The organism is Paraplanobispora takensis (assembly GCF_016863195.1).
GTDB lineage: Bacteria > Actinomycetota > Actinomycetes > Streptosporangiales > Streptosporangiaceae > Planobispora > Planobispora takensis.
Genome location: NZ_BOOK01000004.1, coordinates 159,344 through 177,737, shown reverse-complemented (window position 1 = coordinate 177,737; position 18,394 = coordinate 159,344). Strand labels below are relative to the sequence as shown.

Below are 18,394 nucleotides of genomic sequence, written 5' to 3'. Positions count from 1 at the left end.
GGCGAACCGCCCGTCTCGTGGCTAGCCTCCCTACCATGGCCACCCGTACGTCTAAAGGCGCCCAAGGAAAGCCCCCGGGCAAGGGAGCCGCCGGCCGTCCGAGGCCCGCCCAGGCCCGTACGGCCTCCGCCAAGCGGCCCTCCGCCGCCCGGCCGAAGCCCCCCGCCCGCAGGCCCGCGACCGCCCAGCCCGACCCGCTCGGCTGGGTCTTCACGATGATCGGCAAGCTCTTCGTGGGCATCTGGATGCTGCTGGCGGGCGGCATCGGCAGCGCGGCGCGGGCCCTGGGCCGCAACGCGCGGGAGCTCGACCCGGTGCACCGCCGCGACGGCCTGGGCCTGGCCGTGATCGCCGGGGCGATCGTGCTGGCCGCGATGACCTGGCGCACCCCCACAGGCGCGGTCTCCGAGGTGGTCGGCTCCGTCATGCGCGGCGTCTTCGGGGCGCTGGCCTGGCTGGTCCCCGTCTTCCTGGCGCTGCTGGCCTGGCGGCTGCTGCGCCATCCCGACCAGAACACCGACACCGGCCGGATGATGATCGGGTGCTCCGCCCTCACGATCGGCGTGCTCGGCGTCGTGCACGTCGCCAACGGCACGCCGTACCCCTCGGGCGGCGCCGCCGACGGCATGGACAAGGTGTCGGCCGCGGGCGGCATGATCGGCTTCGTCGTCTCCGCGCCGCCCGACAGCATCCTGCCGGTCTTCATCACGATCCCGCTGCTGCTGCTCCTTTCCGGCTTCGGGGTGCTGGTCATCACCGCCACCCCGGTGCACCGCATCCCGGAGCGGCTGGCCGAGATCAGGCACATGCTCTTCACCCGGGACGTGCCGGTCGCGCCGCGCGCCCCCCGCGCGCCCGCCGGGCGGCCCGCGCGCAGGAAGGCCGGCGGCGCGGGCCGGGACCCGCAGGAGGGCGGCGAGGGCGGAGAGGGCGTCAAGCCCTACGACACGCCCGTGATCGCCGACGCGCCGGACAAGCTCGCCGACCACTCGCCGGAGATCGTGCCGGGCCTGGTGGACCCGGAGGAGGAGCCCCCGGCCCGCAGGAGCGAGCCCCCCGCGCCCACCCCGGCGCCCCGCAAGGTCGAGCAGCTCGTGCTCTCCCCGCAGGCGGGGCCGTACACCCTGCCCGACACCCAGCTGCTGCGGCCGGGCAGCGCGCCCAAGCCGCAGACCAAGGCCAACACCGTCGTCGTCAACGCGCTCACCAGCGTGCTGGAGCAGTTCTCGATCGACGCCCAGGTGATCGGCTTCACCCGGGGCCCGACGGTGACGCGCTACGAGATCGAGCTGGGCCCGGCGGTCAAGGTCGAGAAGGTGACGGCGCTCACCAAGAACATCGCCTACGCGGTCAAGTCGGCCGACGTGCGGATCCTGTCGCCCATCCCGGGCCGGTCGGCGATCGGCGTCGAGATCCCCAACACCGACAAGGACCTGGTCTCGCTCGGCGACATCCTGCGCTCGCAGGTGGCCCAGGCCGACCACCACCCGATGATCGTGGGCCTGGGCAAGGACGTCGAGGGCCGCACGATAGTGGCCAACCTGGCCAAGATGCCGCACCTGCTCATCGCCGGCGCCACCGGCGCGGGCAAGTCGGTCTGCGTCAACGGCCTGATCTCCTCGATCCTGATGCGCGCCACCCCCGACGAGGTCCGGATGGTGCTGGTCGACCCCAAGCGGGTGGAGCTCAGCGTCTACGAGGGCATCCCGCACCTGATCACGCCGATCATCACCAACCCCAAGAAGGCCGCCGAGGCCCTGGAGTGGGTGGTGGGGGAGATGGACCGCCGCTACGACGACCTGGCGGCCAGCGGGTTCCGGCACGTCGACGACTTCAACAAGGCGGTGCGCGCGGGCAAGCTGGTCCCCCCGCCGGGCAGCGAACGGGTCTACCAGCCCTACCCCTATCTGCTGGTCATCGTCGACGAGCTGGCCGACCTGATGATGGTCGCCCCGCGCGACGTCGAGGACTCCATCGTGCGCATCACCCAGCTCGCCCGCGCCGCCGGCATCCACCTGGTGATCGCCACCCAGCGGCCGTCGGTGGACGTCGTCACCGGCCTGATCAAGGCCAACGTGCCCTCCCGGCTGGCCTTCGCCACCTCCTCGCTGGCCGACTCCCGGGTCATCCTGGACCAGCCGGGCGCCGAGAAGCTGGTGGGCCAGGGCGACGCGCTGTTCCTGCCGATGGGCGCGAGCAAGCCCATGCGCCTGCAGAACGCCTTCGTCTCCGAAAAGGAGATCACGGAGGTCGTCACCCACTGCAAGGCGCAGATGGCGGTGGAGTACCGCGAGGACGTCGCCGCGGCGGCCACCGCCAAGAAGGAGATCGACGAGGACATCGGCGACGACCTCGACCTGCTGATCCAGGCCGCCGAGCTCATCGTGACCACCCAGTTCGGATCCACCTCGATGCTCCAGCGCAAGCTGCGGGTGGGCTTCGCCAAGGCGGGCCGCCTGATGGACCTGCTGGAGAGCCGCAACGTGGTCGGCCCGAGCGAGGGGTCCAAGGCCCGCGAGGTGATGGTCAAGCCGGACGATCTCCCGGGTCTGCTCGCCGACCTACGCGGAGAATGACCCCCCTCTCCCCCTTTTCGCCCGTTACTGCTTGAATGGGAGTCACTACGCAGCGTCGGGGGACGGGGGAGGCGTACATACGTGCGAAAAGCGGGGACGGAAGGGCGCGAGAAGGACCACGACGGGGACGGGGCGGCGCAGCCGCGGCACGCTCGCAAGAGCGTCGGCACCGTTCTCGCCGAGGCCCGCCAGGCGGCGGGCCTCAGCGTGCAGCAGCTGAGCGCGCGCTCGTGCGTGCGCGAGACGCTGATCGAGGCGATCGAGAAGGACGACTTCTCCCCGTGCGGGGGGGACTTCTACGCCCGGGGGCACGTGCGCAACCTGGCGGCGATCCTCGGCCTGGACGCCGAGGCCCTGGTGCACGAGTTCGACGAACTGCACGGCGGGGTGCCGCTGCCGGTGCGGGCCGCCAGCGTCTTCCAGGTGGAGAGGCCCATCAAGATCCGTGACCGCCGCTCGCCCAACTGGTCGATGGCCATGGGGGTCGCACTGGCCGTCATCGTCGTGTTCGGAGTGGTGAAGACGATGGGCGGGGCCGGGGACACCACCACGGCGGAGATGCAGGCGAGCTCGATCCCGCCTCCCTCCTCCTCGCCCTCCATGGCCCTGGCGCCGGAGCAGCCGCGCCAGGCGACCGCCCTGGCGGCCGGCAGCCGCGGTGACACGGTCGTGCTCGAGGTGAAGGCCGAACGCTCCTCCCGACTCCACATCAGGGACGCCAAGGGGCGCCGGCTGTTCGCCGGCACGCTGAAGGCGGGTAAAACCTCCGTGTGGAAGGCCAAGACGGGGGTGCGGGTCACCTTCGGCGACGCGGGAGCGGTCTCCCTGCAGGTGAACGGCAAGGACGTGGGTTCGCCCGGCCGCTCGGGACAGCGTGTCCAGCGTTACTACAAGGCCTCCGCGAAGACCGGCTGAGCTCCCGGGCGGGAGGCTGGAGCGGGGGAGGTGCATCGGGTAGTGGCCAACTCCCGATACCGTAGTGTTCACCATGTCATCCCGCCGAACCGCATCGCTGATCACACTGGGCTGCGCGCGCAACGAGGTCGACTCCGAGGAGCTCGCCGCGCGGCTTGAGGCTGCCGGCTGGCAGCTGGGCGACGACGACCCCGATGTCATCGTCGTCAACACCTGTGGCTTCATCGACTCAGCGAAAAAGGACTCCATCGACACGCTGCTCGCCGCTGCCGACTCCGGGGCCAAGGTGGTCGCTGCGGGCTGCATGGCCGAGCGGTACGGTGACCAGCTCGCCGACGCCCTGCCCGAGGCCGCGGCCGTCATCTCCTTCGACGACTACACCGAGATCGGCACGCGCCTGGACGACGTGCTGGCGGGCCGGCCGCTGGTCCCGCACAGCCCGCGCGACCGCCGGACGCTGCTGCCCATCTCGCCGGTCGAGCGTGCCGCGGCCCCCAAGGCCAGCATCCCCGGCCACGGCGAGCTGCCCGAGGGCCTCGCCCCGGCCAGCGGGCCCAGGCCGCTGCGCAAGCGCCTGGGCGACGGGCCGGTGGCCTCGCTGAAGCTGGCCTCCGGCTGCGACCGGCGCTGCACCTTCTGCGCCATCCCCGCCTTCCGCGGCGCCTACGTCTCGCGCGGCCCCGAGGAACTGCTGGCCGAGGCCGCCTGGCTGGCCACGCAGGGCGTCAGGGAGCTCGTGCTGGTCAGCGAGAACTCCACCTCCTACGGCAAGGACCTCGGCGACCTGCGGGCCCTGGAGAAGCTGCTGCCCTCCCTGGCCGCGGTCGAGGGGATCGAGCGGGTGCGGGTCAGCTACCTGCAGCCGGCCGAGCTCCGCCCGGGCCTGCTGGAGGTGATCGCCACCACCGAGGGCGTGGCACCGTACTTCGACCTGTCCTTCCAGCACGCCAGCGGCTCCGTGCTGCGCCGGATGCGCCGTTTCGGCGACCCCAGGCGCTTCCTGGGCCTGCTGGAGAGCATCCGGGCCCTGGTCCCCGAGGCGGGTGTGCGCTCCAACTTCATCGTCGGCTTCCCCGGCGAGACGGAGGAGGAGTTCGCCGAGCTGGTCGACTTCCTGCAGGAGGCCAGGCTCGACGTGATCGGCGTCTTCGGCTACTCCGACGAGGAGGGCACCGAGGCCGCGACGCTGCCCGGCAAGCTGGACCAGGAGACCGTGGACGCCCGCGTGGCCGCCCTCACCGAGCTGGCCGAGGAGCTCATGGCCCAGCGGGCCGAGGAGCGGATCGGCACCGAGGTCGACGTCCTCATCGAGGAGGACCTCGGCGACGGCGGCTACGAGGGCCGCGCGGCCCACCAGGGGCCCGAGGTCGACGGCTCCGTCACGGTGCAGGGCATCGGGCTGGTCCCCGGGCAGATCGTCCGGGCCGTGGTCGTCGACTCCGAGGGGGTCGACCTGATCGCACGCATCAAGGTCGCACCATGAGCGCGCCGCCGGGCCGGGAGAGCGTATGACCAACACGCCAGAGACCGGCACCGACGTGACGCCGGCGATCGCGAGCCCCAAGGTGAGCGCGTGGAACATCGCCAACGTCGTGACGGTGCTACGACTGGCGATGGTTCCGTTCTTCGCGGTCTGCCTGTTCCTGCCGGGCACCGGCTGGCGGGTCACCGCGCTGGCGGTCTTCCTGGCGGCCTCGCTGACCGATCTCCTGGACGGCGAGCTGGCGCGCCGCTACGGCCTGGTCACCGACTTCGGGAAGATCGCCGACCCGATCGCCGACAAGGCGCTCATCGGCACCGCCCTGATCAGCCTGTCGATCCTGGGCGAGCTGACGTGGTGGGCGACCGCGGTGATCATCGGCAGGGAGCTCGGCGTCACGCTGCTGCGCTTCGCGGTCCTGCGGCACGGCGTCATCCCGGCCAGTTACGGCGGCAAGGTCAAGACCGTCCTGCAGATCCTCGCCATCACCTTCTACATGTGGCCCGGGGTGCCCGACCTGGTCCGCTGGATCACCATGGGCGCGGCGGTCCTGGTGACCGTCGGCACCGGGATCGACTACGTGGTACGGGCGATCAAGCTGCGGCAGGTGGCCAGACGGGCGCGGGCCGAGCGGTGAACCCCGGCCCGTCTCCCGCCGCCGCCCGGGTGCTCGCGCTGCTCGTCCGCCGGGGCGAGACGGTGGCGACGGCCGAGTCGCTGACGGCCGGGATGATCGGTGCGGCGCTGACCGGCCCGCCGGGCGCCTCCGCGGCCTTCGTGGGCGGCGTCCTGTCCTACGCCACCGAGCTCAAGCGGCGCCTGCTCGGCGTCCCCGCCGATCTGCTGGAGCGCGAGGGGGCGGTGCACCCCCAGGTCGCCGCGGCGATGGCGACCGGGGTGCGCGAGCTCACCGGCGCCACCTACGGCCTGGCGGCCACCGGGGTGGCCGGGCCCGACCCGCAGGACGGAAAACCGGTCGGTACCGTTCACCTGGCCGTTAGCGGCCCGGGCGGGCGGGTATGGCACCGGGATGTGGACCTCGGTGGGACGCGCGCGCAGATCCGGGAGCGGACCGTGGATGAGGCGGTGGATCTGCTCGGAGATGTTCTGGAGTCGAACTCTGGGGAACATTCAGGATGATTACCGCGTTACGTCCCCAGCGAACATGCTCACGACGGTCTGCCGCGGTGTCGGTCGATGCGGGTACGGTGGATCTGTGAGTGAGGGCAGCGTCAAGCGATGATGACGGCGAGGCGAATGTACGAAGGGTCGCGTTCGAAGAACGGGCGGCACGAACCGGCCGCGCGGGGCGTCGTGAAGGCGTCCGCGCCGGGGAGGGAGCGACAGATGGTCCTGCTGCGTCAGCTGCTCGGTGACGTGCTGCGGCGGCTGCGGGTGCGGCAGGGTCGCACCTTGCGTGAGGTCTCCACACTGGCTCGGGTCTCCCTCGGCTATCTGTCCGAGGTGGAGCGCGGTCAGAAGGAGGCTTCGTCCGAGCTGCTCGCGTCGATCTGCGGTGCGCTGGGCGTGCCGTTGTCCCAGGTGCTCCGTGAGGTGTCCGACCAGTTCGCGCTGGCCGAGCTCCAGCACGCGCCGGTGCTGGCCGACGTGCCCGAGCGGGAGCGTCTGCCCATCGCCGAGACCGTGCCGGGATCCCTTCCCGAGGACGCGTTCGAGGGCTTCCGGGCCGTCGTCCCGCCCATCGAGCACACCCCGGACGTCAAGGACATGGTCGCCGCCTGACGGCGGCCCGCGTCCCCTCCCGCCCCCGCCGAGGGCCGGCGGGCGGTCTCCCGACCGTGCGCGCCGACGCCCCGGGCCGTCACTCAGGCTGGCAGCGGCGGCACCAGTGGATCAGCCGTTCCTGTGGCTGCGGCCCCATCTCCCCGCGGCTGATCCTGCCCCCGCATCGCAGGCAGGGCCGTCCCGCCCTCCCGTAGACCCACATGTCCCGTCCCGGGCGCAGATCACCGGTGGTCGTCCGCTCGACCCGCTCCTTGTTCGCCTCCAGCAACCTGCGCGCGATCTCCACCAGCCCTCTCACGTCCTCCACGGCCTCCACCGGCCGCCACGGCGAGACCTTCGACAGGAACAACGTCTCGGCCCGGTAGATGGTGCCGATGCCCGCCAGGTTCCGCTGGTCGAGCAGCGCCTCCCCGACGGTCCGGCCGGGCTGGGCCAGCAGCCGCCGTACGGCCTCCTCCGGATCCCAATCGGGCCCCAGCAGGTCGGGACCGAGGTGGCCGACGACCCGGTCCTCCTGGTCGGTTCCGAGCAGGTCCACCATGCCCAGCCGTACGCCCACGGCCTGCCACTCGGCGTTGGCGAGGATCAGCCGGACCAGGTCGCCGCGGTCGCCGACCGGGGTCCGGCGTCCCGCGGGCGCCATGCGCCAGGAGCCCTCCATGCGCAGGTGGGTGTGCACGGTCAGGCCGCCCTCGACGCGGGTGAGCAGGTGCTTGCCCCGCGAGACGGTCTCCAGCACGGTCCTGCCGGTCAGGTCGGCGGTGGCGTAGCGGGGCACGCGGAAGTCCGAACGGGTCAGGGGCCGGCCGTCCAGCGCCCGGCCGAGCCGCCCCGCGGTGCGGTAGACGACGTCGCCTTCGGGCATGCGATCAGCGTATAGGCCGGTGCCCGGAGCGCGGGCCGGTCCCCGGACGGCGGGGCGGACTCCCAAGCGGTGTGTGTACGGCGTCCGCCGGGGGTCCTAGTCCCAGGCGGCGGGGTCGGAGGCGAGCTGGCGGACCCGGGAGGGGAGCGTGCCGGTGGCCACGCTGTCGAGCGTGACCTCCTCCAGGATGGCCCGCTCGCTGGCGCGCAGCGCGATCCAGACCTGCTGCAGCGACTCGGCGGGCCCGCGGTAGCCGACGTGCTCGGGGCGCTCGCCCCGCACGTTGGCCAGCGGGCCGTCCACGGCCCGGATCACGTCGGCCAGAGTGATCTCCGTGGCGGGCCTGGCCAGCACGTAGCCGCCCTCGGGGCCGCGCTGACCCCGCACCAGGCCGGCGCGGCGCATCTGGAGCAGGATGTTCTCCAGGTACTTGGGCGGCATGTCCTGCTCCTTGGCGAGCTCGCCCACGGTGGTTGGGCCGTCGCCGGCGGCCGCGAGCTCGGCTGCGGCGCGCAGGGCATAGTCGACACGAGCGGATAGGCGCATACGATCGATTATCCCGGCTTCCGCCCACTGCTCGGGCGCGTGGTCCGCCGTTCGCGGGCCCGTTCATCCGCCGGATGACCGGCACGCCCCCCGGCGGAGAACGGAAAGGTGCTCCCACCGGCCACGGGAGCGCTCCCATGGACTCTCGGGAATTCGCGTCCTCGCGCTAAGCTTCTGGAAGCTTTGTTAAATGGATGGGATCGTTATTCAGCCTGATCGTCACGGTGACGGGGAAACGGCGAACAAGAGAGCTTAAATACATGGAGCGACGTCCTGGCGTGCCCAGGCTGCTGCGAGAGATCAACGACCGGGCCGCCCTGGAACTGCTGCTCGCCTCCGGGCCGTTGACGCGGGGTCAGATCGGGGAGCTCACCGGCCTGTCCAAGGTGACGGCGTCGCAGACGCTGGCCCGCCTGGAGGAGCGGGGGCTGGTCGAGGTGGCCGGCGAGCAGGCGGGGGGCAGAGGGCCCAACGCGGCGCTGTACGGCATCGTCTCCTCCTCCGCCTACGTGGCCGGGCTGGACGTCGGCCCGGAGTTCGTCACCACCGCCGTGGCCGACATCCGGGGGGACATCGTCGCCGAGGCGACCGTCGCGCCGGACGAGCACGACGACCCGGTCGCGGTCGTGCACAACGCGGTGGTCAAGGCCTGCCGGTCGGCCAAGGTTGCGCTCTCCAAGCTGCGGGCGGTCGTGATCGGCACGCCCGGCGTGGTCGACCCGCGCACCGGCGACGTGCGCTTCTCCTTCGACCTGCCGGGCTGGCACGAGGGCATCCACGAGGCGCTCGCCCGCGACCTGCGCCGCGACGTGAAGATCGAGAACGACGTGAACCTCGTCGCCGTCGCCGAGCGCACCCTCGGGGCCGCCCGCGACGCCGACGACTTCGTGCTGCTGTGGGTGGGCCGCGGCATCGGCCTGGGCGTGGTGCTCGGCGGGCGGCTGCACCGCGGCCGCTCCGGCAGCGCCGGTGAGATCGGCTACCTCCCGGTGCCGGGGGTGCCGCTGGCGGCCGACGTGCGGGCCGTACCCGGGCGGCTGCCCTCCCTGGCGGGCGGCCTGCAGTCGCTGGTGAGCGCCGAGACGGTGACCGAGCTGGCCGCCTCGTACGGCTTCGCCGGGCGCAACGCGGCCGAGTGCGTGGCCGCCGCGGTCGGCGCGGGCGAGCGCGGCGAGCCCCTGCTGGACGACATCGCGGGCAGGCTGGCGCTGGGCGTGGCGTCGGTGTGCGTGGTGCTCGACCCCGGCTTGGTCGTGCTCGCCGGAGAGGTCAGCCAGGCGGGCGGGAGCGTGCTCACCGGTCGGATCGAGGAGGCCGTGGCCCGCATCTGCCCGGTGCGCCCGCAGGTGGTGCCCAGCGAGGTGGACGGCAACCCGGTCCTGCGCGGGGCCGTCCTGGCGGCTCTGGAGCAGGCCCGCGAGGAGATCTTCGCCTCCTGACGCGGGCCCGCCGCTCCGGGAGCACGGGCTGGGGCGGACGGGTACGGCGCCCCGCGGGTGCGCCGGACGGCCGTCGCGTCCCGGGAGCACGCGGCCTCGGTGAACGGGCGGCGCGTGCTCCCGGGAGGGGCGGTCAGACGCCGAGGAGTTCGGCGGCGGCCTGGGCGTTGGCGCGGGCGGCGCCGTAGGTGGCGAGATAGGCGGCGGCCTCCGGGCGCCAGATCGGCAGGCCCATCTCCACCACCGTGGTGTCGGGGCGGGCGGTCAGCAGCGCGGAGACCACCGACTGGCTGGCCTCGTAGCGGTGGGCGTCCTTGACGACCACGATCAGGGAGCGGCCGCCGGCGCGCTCCAGGATGGCCGCGACGTCGGCGCCCTCCGGCTTGACCCGGATGACCTCGGCCTGGGAGAGCCAGGGGGTGAAGCCCCACGGCACGTCGCCGACCGCGATGGTCGGCGGGGTGTCGACCTCGACCACCAGGGGATCGACCAGGGGGGAGGCCGAGCCGGTCAGGGTGACCGCGCGCCGGGCGGCGGTCAGGCCGATCACGCTCTCCCCGGCGGAGACCTGCCGGGGCTCGGCGAACCAGGCGCGCAGGCGGGCCACGCGCTCGGCGGCCTCCTCCAGGCGGGAGACGGGCAGGCGGCCGTCCCGGACCGCGCCGACGATGCCGGTGATGATCTCCTGGACGTCGGACTCGGTGGGGATCGGTCCCAGGCACAGCAGGTCGGTCCCCGCCGCCAGGGACAGCACCGCGCCGCCGGCCAGGCCGTAGGAGTCGGTGATCGCCTTCATGTCCAGGGCGTCGGAGACCACGACGCCGTCGTAGCCCAGCTCGCCCCGGAGCAGGCCGGTCAGGGCGGCGGGCGAGAGCGTCGCGGGAAGGTCGCCGGTCAGGGCCGGCACCCGGACGTGCGCGGTCATGACGGACTTCGTGCCTGCCTCGATGGCGGCGCGGAAGGGCACGAGCTCGCGCTCGTGCAGCAGGTCCATGGTGGCCTCGACGAGGGGGACCTCCAGGTGGGAGTCCTGGCGGGTGGCGCCGTGGCCGGGGAAGTGCTTGACGCAGGCGGCCACGCCCGCGGCCTGCAGGCCGTGCACGGCGGCGACGGTGTGCCGGGCGACGAGCCCGGCGTCGGAGCCGAAGGAGCGGGTGCCGATCACCGGGTTGTCGTCGGCGGTGTTGACGTCGGCGTCGGGGGCCATGTCCAGGTTGATGCCGCAGCGTGCCAGGTCGTCGGCGATGGAGCGGTAGACGTTGCGGGTCAGCTCGACGTCGTCCACGGCGCCCAGGGCGGCGTTGCCGGGGTAGGGGCTGCCCACGTGGTAGGCGAGCCGGGTGACGTCGCCGCCCTCCTCGTCCAGCGAGATGACCGGGTCGCCGGCCGCGCGCAGGCTCGCGGTCAGAGCGGACAACTGGGCGGGGTCGGCGACGTTGAAGCCGAACAGGGTGACGCCGCCGAGACCGTTCTCCAGCCCTCGCATGACCCAGTCGGGAGCGGTGGTCCCCTGGAAGGCGACGAGAAGCGTGCCGGCCGCCAGGCGGTACAGCCCCCGCTCGCTGGGGTCCGTGGTGAGCTCGGACATGGCGCTGCAGCGCTCCTTACCTGTAGGGAATAGGGGAATGCGGGCAGGGCTGGTACGGCCCGCGCCTCGTGAGCGCGGGCCGTACCAGCGCCAGGGGGGTCAGCCCTTGACGGCGCCCGCGACGAGGCCGGTGACCATCCGCCGCTGCACCAGAAGGAAGAAGACGACGACCGGGATGGTCATCATCGTGGAGCCGGCCATGATGGCGCCCCAGTCGACGCCCCGCTGCCCGAAGAAGAACTGCAGGGCGACAGGCATCGTGTAGCCGGAGGAGTCCGACATCAGGATCAGCGCGAAGACCAGCTCGTTCCACGCGGTGATGAAGGAGAAGATGCTGGTCGCGACCAGGCCGGGGGCCACGAGCGGGAACAGGACCTTCCAGAAGGTCGTGAACCGGCTCGCGCCGTCGATCCAGGCCGCCTCCTCCAGCGACTTGGGCACCGCGGCGACGAACGTGCGCAGCATCCAGACGCCGAACGGCAGGGTCAGACCGACGTTGATCACGATCAGGCCCAGCAGGCTGTCGTAGAGGCCGAGCCGCTTGACGTTGAGGAAGAGCGGGATGAGCAGGGCCTCGGCCGGGATCATCTGGACGATGAGGAGCAGGATCAGGAAGCTGGTGCGCCCCCGGAACCGGAACCGCGCGATGGCGGTGGCGGCCAGCAGCGCGAAGACCGCGCCGATGAGCACGGTGCCCAGCGCGACGATCGCGCTGTTGCGCATGTAGACCCAGATGGAGTTGCCGGCCACGCCCTCGGTGAGGATCCGCTCGACGTGCTCGAAGGTGAGCTCTCTGGGGATGGGGATGAAGTCGGTGGTGAAGATCTGGTCGTTGGTCTTGAACGCGGTGGAGACCATCCAGTAGACCGGGAAGATCGCGAACAGGAAGACCAGCACACCGGCGGTGTTGAGGGCCGCCCTGGACAGCCGCTTGCGGGCCAGCGGGCTCATCCCGGAGGGGGAGGGCTGCCGGCGGGCTGCGGTCCGGGGGGCGAGCGAGGTCGTCACAGCTCCTCCGTCTTCACGATCTGCCGGATGTAGACGGCGGTGACGATGAGCAGCAGCACCGTCAGGATCACCGCGATCGCCGCGCCGGTGCCCATCTTGGGCGGGCTCCGGAATGCCTCGGCGAAGGAGAACATCGACAGGTTGAAGGCCTCCCGGTTGGTCGGCCCGTTCATCAGCACGTACAGCTGGCTGAAGACCTTGAAGTTCCAGATGATCGACAGGATCGTCAGCACCGAGAAGACCGGCTTGAGCAGCGGCAGGGTGATCTTCCTGAAGGTCCGCCAGGCGCCGGAGCCGTCGACCCTGGCCGCCTCGTACAGCTCGGAGGGGATGCCCTTGAGCCCGGCCAGCACCGAGACCGCGATGAACGGGAACGAGGCCCACACGACGCAGACGATCAGTGCGATGTAGAGGCTGAGCGGGTCGTTGAGCCAGGGCTCCCCGGTCCAGTCGGAGCGGCCGAACAGCATCTCGGAGAACCAGTCGGGGAGCAGGTTGAGCCCCCAGTTGATCATTCCCGCGTCGGCGTCGAAGAGCCAGCGCCAGATGACGCCCTGGGCCACCGGCGGGACCGCCCAGGCGGACATGATGCCGACGATCACGAGTGCGGACATCCGCTTGCTCAGCTTGTTGAGCAGCGTGCCCACCGCGGTGCCCAGGACCAGGGTCAGGGTCACCGTGACGACGGCGAACAGCACGGTGTTGCGGAGGGAGGACCAGAAGATCTCGTTGTCGAGGACCTGCGTGTAGTTGTCCCCGCCGACCCAGTCGGCGGGGACGCCGCGGATCTGGCGCAGTCCCACCTTCTGGAAGGAGATGATGATCATCTGGATCAGCGGGTAGAGCAGCAGGCCCGCGATGACCAGGAGGCCGGGAACGATCAGGACATACGGGATCACCCAGCCGGGGAGCCCGCTGGGCTTCGCCTGGCGCCTGGAGCGCTTGGAGGACCGCTCCGGGGCGGGGAGGTTGCCCCCGCCCCGGGCGATCGTCGACGTGTTCGTCATCGTTACTGCTGGTTCAGGATCTCTTCGAGTTCCGTGTTGGCCTTGGCCAGGGCCTCGTCAGCGGTGGCCTTGCCCTCGATGACCGAGCGGGCCGCGTTCTGCAGCACGGCCTTGGTCTCGTTGGCCTCGGTCCAGTTGGGGTCGGCCGGGAAGGCCTTGGCCTTGGCGAAGGCCGCCGCGAACGGAGCCTGGGCCGGGTCCTCGCTCAGCTTGGCCAGGGCGTCCGGGTAGACCGGCAGCAGGCCGCCCTCGGTGGCGTAGCGGGTCGCCCACTCCTTGGTGGTGGCCAGCTTCACGAACTCGGTCGCGAGCTCCTTGTTCTTGGCGTCGTTCCAGACGGCGATGTCGTTGCCGCCGAAGAAGGACGCGGCCTCGCCGCCGGTCTTGGAGGGCAGCGGGAAGAAGCCGAGCTTGTCGCCCTTGAGCTTGCCCTTGCTGTCCTCCTCGATCCCGGGCAGGTCCCAGCCGGCGGTCAGGTACATGCCGACCTTGTCGTTGGCGAAGCGCCGGCGGATGTCCACGGTGTTCTGCGTCAGGCGGGACTTACCGGACAGGCCCTCGGTCACCAGGCTCGTGTAGGTGGCGAAGCCGTTCTTGAAGGCGGGGTCGGTCACCTTGCCGACCCACTTGTCGCCCTCCTTGACGGCGTAGTCGCCGCCCTCGGTCCAGGCGAGCGCGCCGAGGAGGTGGTTGGCGTCGGAGCCGCCGTTGAAGGCGAAGCCGTCGACGTCCTTGCCCTTCTCCTCCTGGATCTTCTTGGCCGCGGCGACCAGCTCGTCCCAGGTCTTCGGGATCTCGATCTTGAGGTCCTCGAACCAGTCCTTGCGGTAGAGGACGGCGCGGGAGCCGCCGCCCCACGGCACGGCGTAGATCTCGTTGTCGATGGTCTCCAGGCCGAGCAGGTTCTTGGGGATCTCCGCCTGCTCGCCGCCGCCGAGCACCGGGGTGACCGGGTGCAGGGCGTCCTGGCTCTGCCAGAGCGGCACCTGGTCGTTGCCGATCTCGGTGACGTCCGGGCCGGCGCCGCCCGCGGCGGCGGCGGTGAACTTGTCGTTCACCTGGGGCCAGGGGATCCACTCGACCTTGACCTTCGCGCCGGTCTGCTTCTCGAAGGCGGCGACCAGCGCGTCGGTGTACTTCTGGGCGGCCGGGTTGCTGTCACCGAGACGCCACATGGTGAGCGTCTCGCCCGCGAACTTCGGGCCGGCGGCCGAGGCGTCGGCCTTGGGCGCGGTCTCGGTGGGCTCGCTGGAACCGCAGGCTGCGAGGCCCAGGGCCAGAGCGGCGGTGGTGGCCGTCGTAACGGCGATCCTTGCGATCTTCACTGTGGGGTTCTCCCTTCCCGGCTTTCGTCGGGTTCGCGCTCATCTGTATCGGCTCGGGTCCCCGCGACCCTCTGCACTCACTAGGAGCGGTCGGCGCTATCGCAGTACCGGGGTTCGATTACTTGCCGCCGGACTGCCTGCGGCTAAACTAACAAGAAACTTTCTTAAAAGAAACGATCGTTAGCGGATCGTGACGGGGGAGGCCGATCGTGCCACGACGTCCGGGAACGCCCAGGCTGCTGCGCCAGCTCAACGACCGCGCGGCGCTGGAGCTCCTGCTCGCCAGCGGCCCGTTGACCCGGGCTGAGCTGGGAGAGCATACCGGCCTGTCCAAGGTCACGGCGGGCCAGCTGCTGTCCCGGCTGGAGGAGCGGGCCCTGGTCTCGGTGGTCGGTGAGCAGGCCGGCGGTCGCGGTCCCAATGCCGCACTTTACGGCGTGGTGCCTTCCTGCGCCTACGTCGCCGGCCTCGACGTCCTGCCGGACCGGATCAGCGCGGGGATCGCCGACATCACCGGCGAACTCGTCGCCGAGGTCTTCGCCGACCCCACCGGTCACGAGGACCCGGTACGGCTGGTGCGCGGCGTCGTGGAGAAGGCCTGCGCGACGGCGGGCATCGATCTCTCCCGGCTGCGCGCCTTCGTGATCGGCGCCCGGGGCGTCGTCGACCCCCGGACCGGCGACATGCGCTTCTCCTTCGACCTGCCCTCCTGGCACGAGGGGGTGCTGGCCGAGCTCCGCCGCGAACTGGGCATCCCGGTGACGATCGAGAACGACGTGAACCTGGCCGCGCTGGCCGAGCGCTCCCACGGCGCCGCCCGGGGCATGGACGACTTCGTGCTCGTGTGGGCCGGAGTCGGCCAGGGCCTGGGGGTCATGCTCGGCGGGCGCCTGCACCGCGGTTTCACCGGCGGCGCGGGCGAGATCGGCTGGCTGCCGGTCCCCGGCGAGCCGCTGCCGACCGACGTGAGCGAGCCCCAGTCGGGCTCCTTCCAGCGGCTGGTCGGCGGGGACGCCGTCACCGGCCTGGCGGGCGCGTACGGCGTCGCCGGCGAGTCGGTGGGCGACCGGGTCCGCGCGGCCGTGGCCGCCGGGTCCGAGGGCTTCCTCGACGAGCTCGCCGGGCGGCTGGCGGTCGGCGTGGCGGCGGTGGCCGTGGTCCTGGACCCCGAGTTGATCGTGCTCGGCGGCGACGTCGGCCGGGCCGGCGCCGAGGCCCTCGCGACCAGGGTCGAGGAGGCGGTGGCCCGGGTCTGCCCGAGCCAGCCCCGGGTGGTGACCACCGAGGTCGAGGGCGACCCCGTCCTGCACGGGGCCCTGGTCTCGGCGCTCCAGCGGGCCCGCGAGGAAGTGTTCTCCGACACGGTGTGACAATGGCCTATATGCGGGAAATCGTGTTGATCTCTGACCCCCAAGTCGTCTCGATTCCGATCGAGGAGAACGAAGAGCCACTGATCGACATCCGGGGGCGGCTGCGGGCCGACGACCGGCTGGCCGACCCCGAGGGCGCCTTCGCGCTGCTGCGGCAGGGGCTGGTGGAGCGGCTGGAGCAGGCGCAGGCGCAGCTCCCGTCCGGCTACCGGCTGCTGGTCGTGGAGGGCTACCGCCCGCTCGCCGCGCAGCGGAAGATCTTCGAGGAATACTCGGCGTTCCTGCGGGAGACGTTCCCCGGGATATCGCCCGACGAACTGCGCGAGGCGGCCAGCCGGTACGTCTCACCCGTGGAGGTCGCCCCGCACACCGCGGGCGCGGCGGTGGACCTGACCCTGTGCACCGAGGACGGCGCCGAGGTCGACATGGGCACCGCCGTCAACGCCACCCCCGAGCAGAGCAACGGCGCCTGCTACACCGCGGCCCCCGGCCTGTCGGCCGAGGCCCGTCACCACCGCAAGCTCCTCGGCGCGGTCCTGGAGCACGCGGGCCTGGTCAACTATCCCACCGAGTGGTGGCACTGGTCCTACGGCGACCGCTACTGGGCCATGGTCACCCGCGCTCCCGCGGCTCACTACGGTCCCCGGCAGGGGTGATCCCGGGCGGGACGGGGCCCGGGTCGGGCGCGCAGGGGCGCCAGGAGAGAGGCAGGTCGGGGGCCGTGCCGATCAGCCGTCCGGCGTGGGCCGTCAGGACGGTGGCGCCGCCGGCGTCGCACAGGTCCGTCCACGGCTCGGCGGCGGCCAGCGGCAGGCGGGTGCGCACGCGGCCGGCCGCGTCCACGGCGTAGAGGCGGCCGTTGGCGGCGGTGAGGGCCACCACGCCCGGGGCGGTGTCCACCGGTGTCCAGGAGCCGCCCTCGGCGGGCAGGTGCCACAGGGTCTCGCCGGTGGAGGCGAACATCACCCCGTTGGTCGTGGCCAGGCCGTCCGCGCCGGGGGGTGCCTGGCCGAGCGCGGTCCACGAGCCGTCGGGCTCGCGCAGGACCAGGCGGCCCTCCTCGGTCAGGCCGTACAGGCCGATGGGCCGGGTGACGGTCGCCTCGCGGGGCACCGCCAGGGCGATCACCCCGGGGGCGGTCCCCACGTGCCGCCAGCGCAGGTTCTGCCCGCAGACCTCGCGCGCCAGCAGCGAGCCGTCCCGGCCCACGCCGTACAGGGTCGTGCCCAGGACGGCCAGCGCGCGCGGCGAGTCCGCCGTCCCGATCACCTCCCAGCCGCGGATCGGCGCGGAGAGCCGGTCCAATACGTTGCGGGTGATCCGGTCCACGGCCGGAGCGTGCAGGGCGTTGCCCCAGTTCACGGTGGCGGCGTTGAACACCGTCCCGGCGCCCAGGCGCATGACGCCCATGGTGGCCATGCCGCCCTGGCCGTACCGGTGCCAGTGGCGCAGGTCGGCGGTGGCCAGGATGACGAAGGAGGGGGGAGTGCCGTCGCGGCCGGTGGCCAGCGGGACCCCGTCGACCTCGGCGAAGTCGCACGCGTCGGTCTCGTAGCCGATCGCGCCCTGGCCGAACTTGTCGCCCTCGCCCAGCCCGGTCCCCGCGAACGCCCAGTGCTCCGGGAAGCGCACGACGTAGGACTCCTCGTGCATGCGCTGCATGTACGGTCCCCACGTCCCCGCGCCCCGCCGGAAGCTCACCCCGATCATCGCGTTCTCCGGCCGGTCGACCGGGGAGCCGGACCACTCGACGGTGGTCAGGCCCGGCTCCACCGCCGACAGGGGGTCGGCGACGGCGTCGCGGTGGCAGACCATGGTGCGCCCGCCGTCCTCCAGCCGGAACTGCCACCAGCAGGTGTTGCCGGAGAAGACCGCGAGGTTGCCGCCCCGGCGGACGAACTCCTCGACGGCGTCGCGCATGCCCGCCGACCAGTACTCGTCGTGGCCGTTGACCACCAGCAGGCGGTAGCCGGACAGCAGCTCCCCGCCCTCGTGCAGGTCCAGCCCCGAGCAGTAGTCCACCCGGTACCCGGCGGGCCCGAGCCAGCGGATCATGCCCTCCTCCCAGCGCTCCGGCGGCGGGCCGCCGCCCGGCCGGTCGAAGGAGACGCGCGCGGCGCGGGTGGGCTCCTCGCTCCAGTAGAGCGACTCGCCGGGGATCCCGGCCCGGTTGTAGGCCTGCCAGGTCGGGAACGGGATCGACAGCAGGATCGGCGAGCTCGGCCGGGCCGCCCGCACCGCGAAGTACACCTCGCCGCCGTCCTCGCCGGAGTCCTCGCCTGAGGTGAAGACGGCCCGGTAGAGCGAGCTGGCCCACTCGGCGGGGATGTCCAGGTTCCACAGGGGGCCGTCGAACTCCGCGTCGAGCACGCCCCGGCCGGAGGCGACGTCCTCGACGCGCACCAGGCCCTGCAGCGGCGCCCGCGAGGTGTGGGCCAGGTGGAATGCGAGCCGTTCGCCCTGGGCGCGGGAGGTGGACTCGGCGTAGGCGTAGACGGTCATCGCGTCCCCTTCGACGTAGAGGCCCGC

The 18,394-nt window shown here is 72.2% G+C and carries 16 protein-coding genes; 9 read left to right on the top strand and 7 right to left on the bottom strand.

Features of this window, described 5'->3' with window-relative positions; genetic code table 11:
* Positions 1 to 35: 35 nt before the first annotated feature.
* The 6 genes from Pta02_RS03390 (at position 36) to Pta02_RS03365 (ending at position 6,714) form a co-directional block, all read left to right on the top strand.
* Positions 36 to 2,576 (top strand): DNA translocase FtsK, encoded by a 2,541-nt coding sequence (locus Pta02_RS03390; protein WP_203873152.1) that lies wholly within the window; start codon positions 36 to 38, stop codon positions 2,574 to 2,576.
* Positions 2,577 to 2,657: 81 nt separating this feature from the next.
* A complete protein-coding gene (locus Pta02_RS03385) occupies positions 2,658 to 3,491 on the top strand; it encodes a helix-turn-helix domain-containing protein (RefSeq protein WP_203873151.1) in 834 nt (277 codons plus the stop codon).
* A gap of 73 nt (positions 3,492 to 3,564) precedes the next feature.
* Positions 3,565 to 4,974: a 30S ribosomal protein S12 methylthiotransferase RimO gene (gene rimO, locus Pta02_RS03380; protein ID WP_203873150.1), complete on the top strand. Its 1,410-nt coding sequence runs from the start codon at positions 3,565 to 3,567 to the stop codon at positions 4,972 to 4,974.
* 25 nt (positions 4,975 to 4,999) lie between these two features.
* Positions 5,000 to 5,608: a CDP-diacylglycerol--glycerol-3-phosphate 3-phosphatidyltransferase gene (gene pgsA / locus Pta02_RS03375; protein ID WP_203873149.1), complete on the top strand. Its 609-nt coding sequence runs from the start codon at positions 5,000 to 5,002 to the stop codon at positions 5,606 to 5,608.
* Positions 5,605 to 6,111 (top strand): CinA family protein, encoded by a 507-nt coding sequence (locus Pta02_RS03370; RefSeq protein ID WP_203873148.1) that lies wholly within the window; start codon positions 5,605 to 5,607, stop codon positions 6,109 to 6,111. The genes pgsA and Pta02_RS03370 overlap by 4 nt, the downstream gene beginning before the upstream one ends.
* 207 nt (positions 6,112 to 6,318) lie before the next feature.
* Complete coding sequence (locus Pta02_RS03365; protein ID WP_203873147.1) at positions 6,319 to 6,714, top strand: helix-turn-helix domain-containing protein; 396 nt, start codon at positions 6,319 to 6,321, stop codon at positions 6,712 to 6,714.
* 79 nt (positions 6,715 to 6,793) lie between these two features.
* Here Pta02_RS03365 and Pta02_RS03360 read toward each other — a convergent pair whose 3' ends face one another.
* Entirely contained in the window at positions 6,794 to 7,582 is a 789-nt protein-coding gene (locus Pta02_RS03360) for an Fpg/Nei family DNA glycosylase (RefSeq protein ID WP_203873146.1), read from the bottom strand.
* Between the two features lie 96 nt (positions 7,583 to 7,678).
* Positions 7,679 to 8,128: an RrF2 family transcriptional regulator gene (locus Pta02_RS03355; protein WP_203873145.1), complete on the bottom strand. Its 450-nt coding sequence runs from the start codon at positions 8,126 to 8,128 to the stop codon at positions 7,679 to 7,681.
* Positions 8,129 to 8,388: 260 nt separating this feature from the next.
* Between Pta02_RS03355 and Pta02_RS03350 the strand changes: the two genes are divergently transcribed.
* Complete coding sequence (locus tag Pta02_RS03350; protein ID WP_203873144.1) at positions 8,389 to 9,567, top strand: ROK family transcriptional regulator; 1,179 nt, start codon at positions 8,389 to 8,391, stop codon at positions 9,565 to 9,567.
* A 133-nt stretch (positions 9,568 to 9,700) separates the two neighbouring features.
* On the opposite strand, the gene Pta02_RS03345 is transcribed toward Pta02_RS03350, so the two are convergent.
* The 4 genes from Pta02_RS03345 to Pta02_RS03330 form a co-directional block, all read right to left on the bottom strand.
* Complete coding sequence (locus Pta02_RS03345) at positions 9,701 to 11,155, bottom strand: glycoside hydrolase family 3 protein (RefSeq protein ID WP_203873143.1); 1,455 nt, start codon at positions 11,153 to 11,155, stop codon at positions 9,701 to 9,703.
* 99 nt (positions 11,156 to 11,254) lie between these two features.
* Complete coding sequence (locus Pta02_RS03340; protein ID WP_203873333.1) at positions 11,255 to 12,106, bottom strand: carbohydrate ABC transporter permease; 852 nt, start codon at positions 12,104 to 12,106, stop codon at positions 11,255 to 11,257.
* A 53-nt stretch (positions 12,107 to 12,159) separates the two neighbouring features.
* Positions 12,160 to 13,170, bottom strand: coding sequence for a carbohydrate ABC transporter permease (locus tag Pta02_RS03335; protein ID WP_203873142.1), 1,011 nt, complete (start codon positions 13,168 to 13,170; stop codon positions 12,160 to 12,162).
* 2 nt (positions 13,171 to 13,172) lie between these two features.
* The gene (locus tag Pta02_RS03330) at positions 13,173 to 14,495 is read right to left on the bottom strand and encodes an extracellular solute-binding protein (protein ID WP_203873141.1); all 1,323 of its coding nucleotides are present in this window, start codon (positions 14,493 to 14,495) and stop codon (positions 13,173 to 13,175) included.
* Between the two features lie 209 nt (positions 14,496 to 14,704).
* On the opposite strand from Pta02_RS03330, the gene Pta02_RS03325 reads away from it, so the two are divergent.
* Both Pta02_RS03325 and Pta02_RS03320 read left to right on the top strand, forming a co-directional pair.
* Positions 14,705 to 15,865, top strand: a complete 1,161-nt coding sequence (locus tag Pta02_RS03325; protein WP_203873140.1) for an ROK family transcriptional regulator — start codon at positions 14,705 to 14,707, stop codon at positions 15,863 to 15,865.
* A gap of 23 nt (positions 15,866 to 15,888) precedes the next feature.
* Positions 15,889 to 16,521: a M15 family metallopeptidase gene (locus tag Pta02_RS03320; RefSeq protein ID WP_239129450.1), complete on the top strand. Its 633-nt coding sequence runs from the start codon at positions 15,889 to 15,891 to the stop codon at positions 16,519 to 16,521.
* Here the strand turns inward: Pta02_RS03320 and Pta02_RS03315 are convergent.
* Entirely contained in the window at positions 16,478 to 18,367 is a 1,890-nt protein-coding gene (locus Pta02_RS03315; protein ID WP_203873138.1) for a N,N-dimethylformamidase beta subunit family domain-containing protein, read from the bottom strand. The two genes, Pta02_RS03320 and Pta02_RS03315, sit on opposite strands and share 44 nt — an antisense overlap.
* Positions 18,368 to 18,394: the final 27 nt, after the last annotated feature.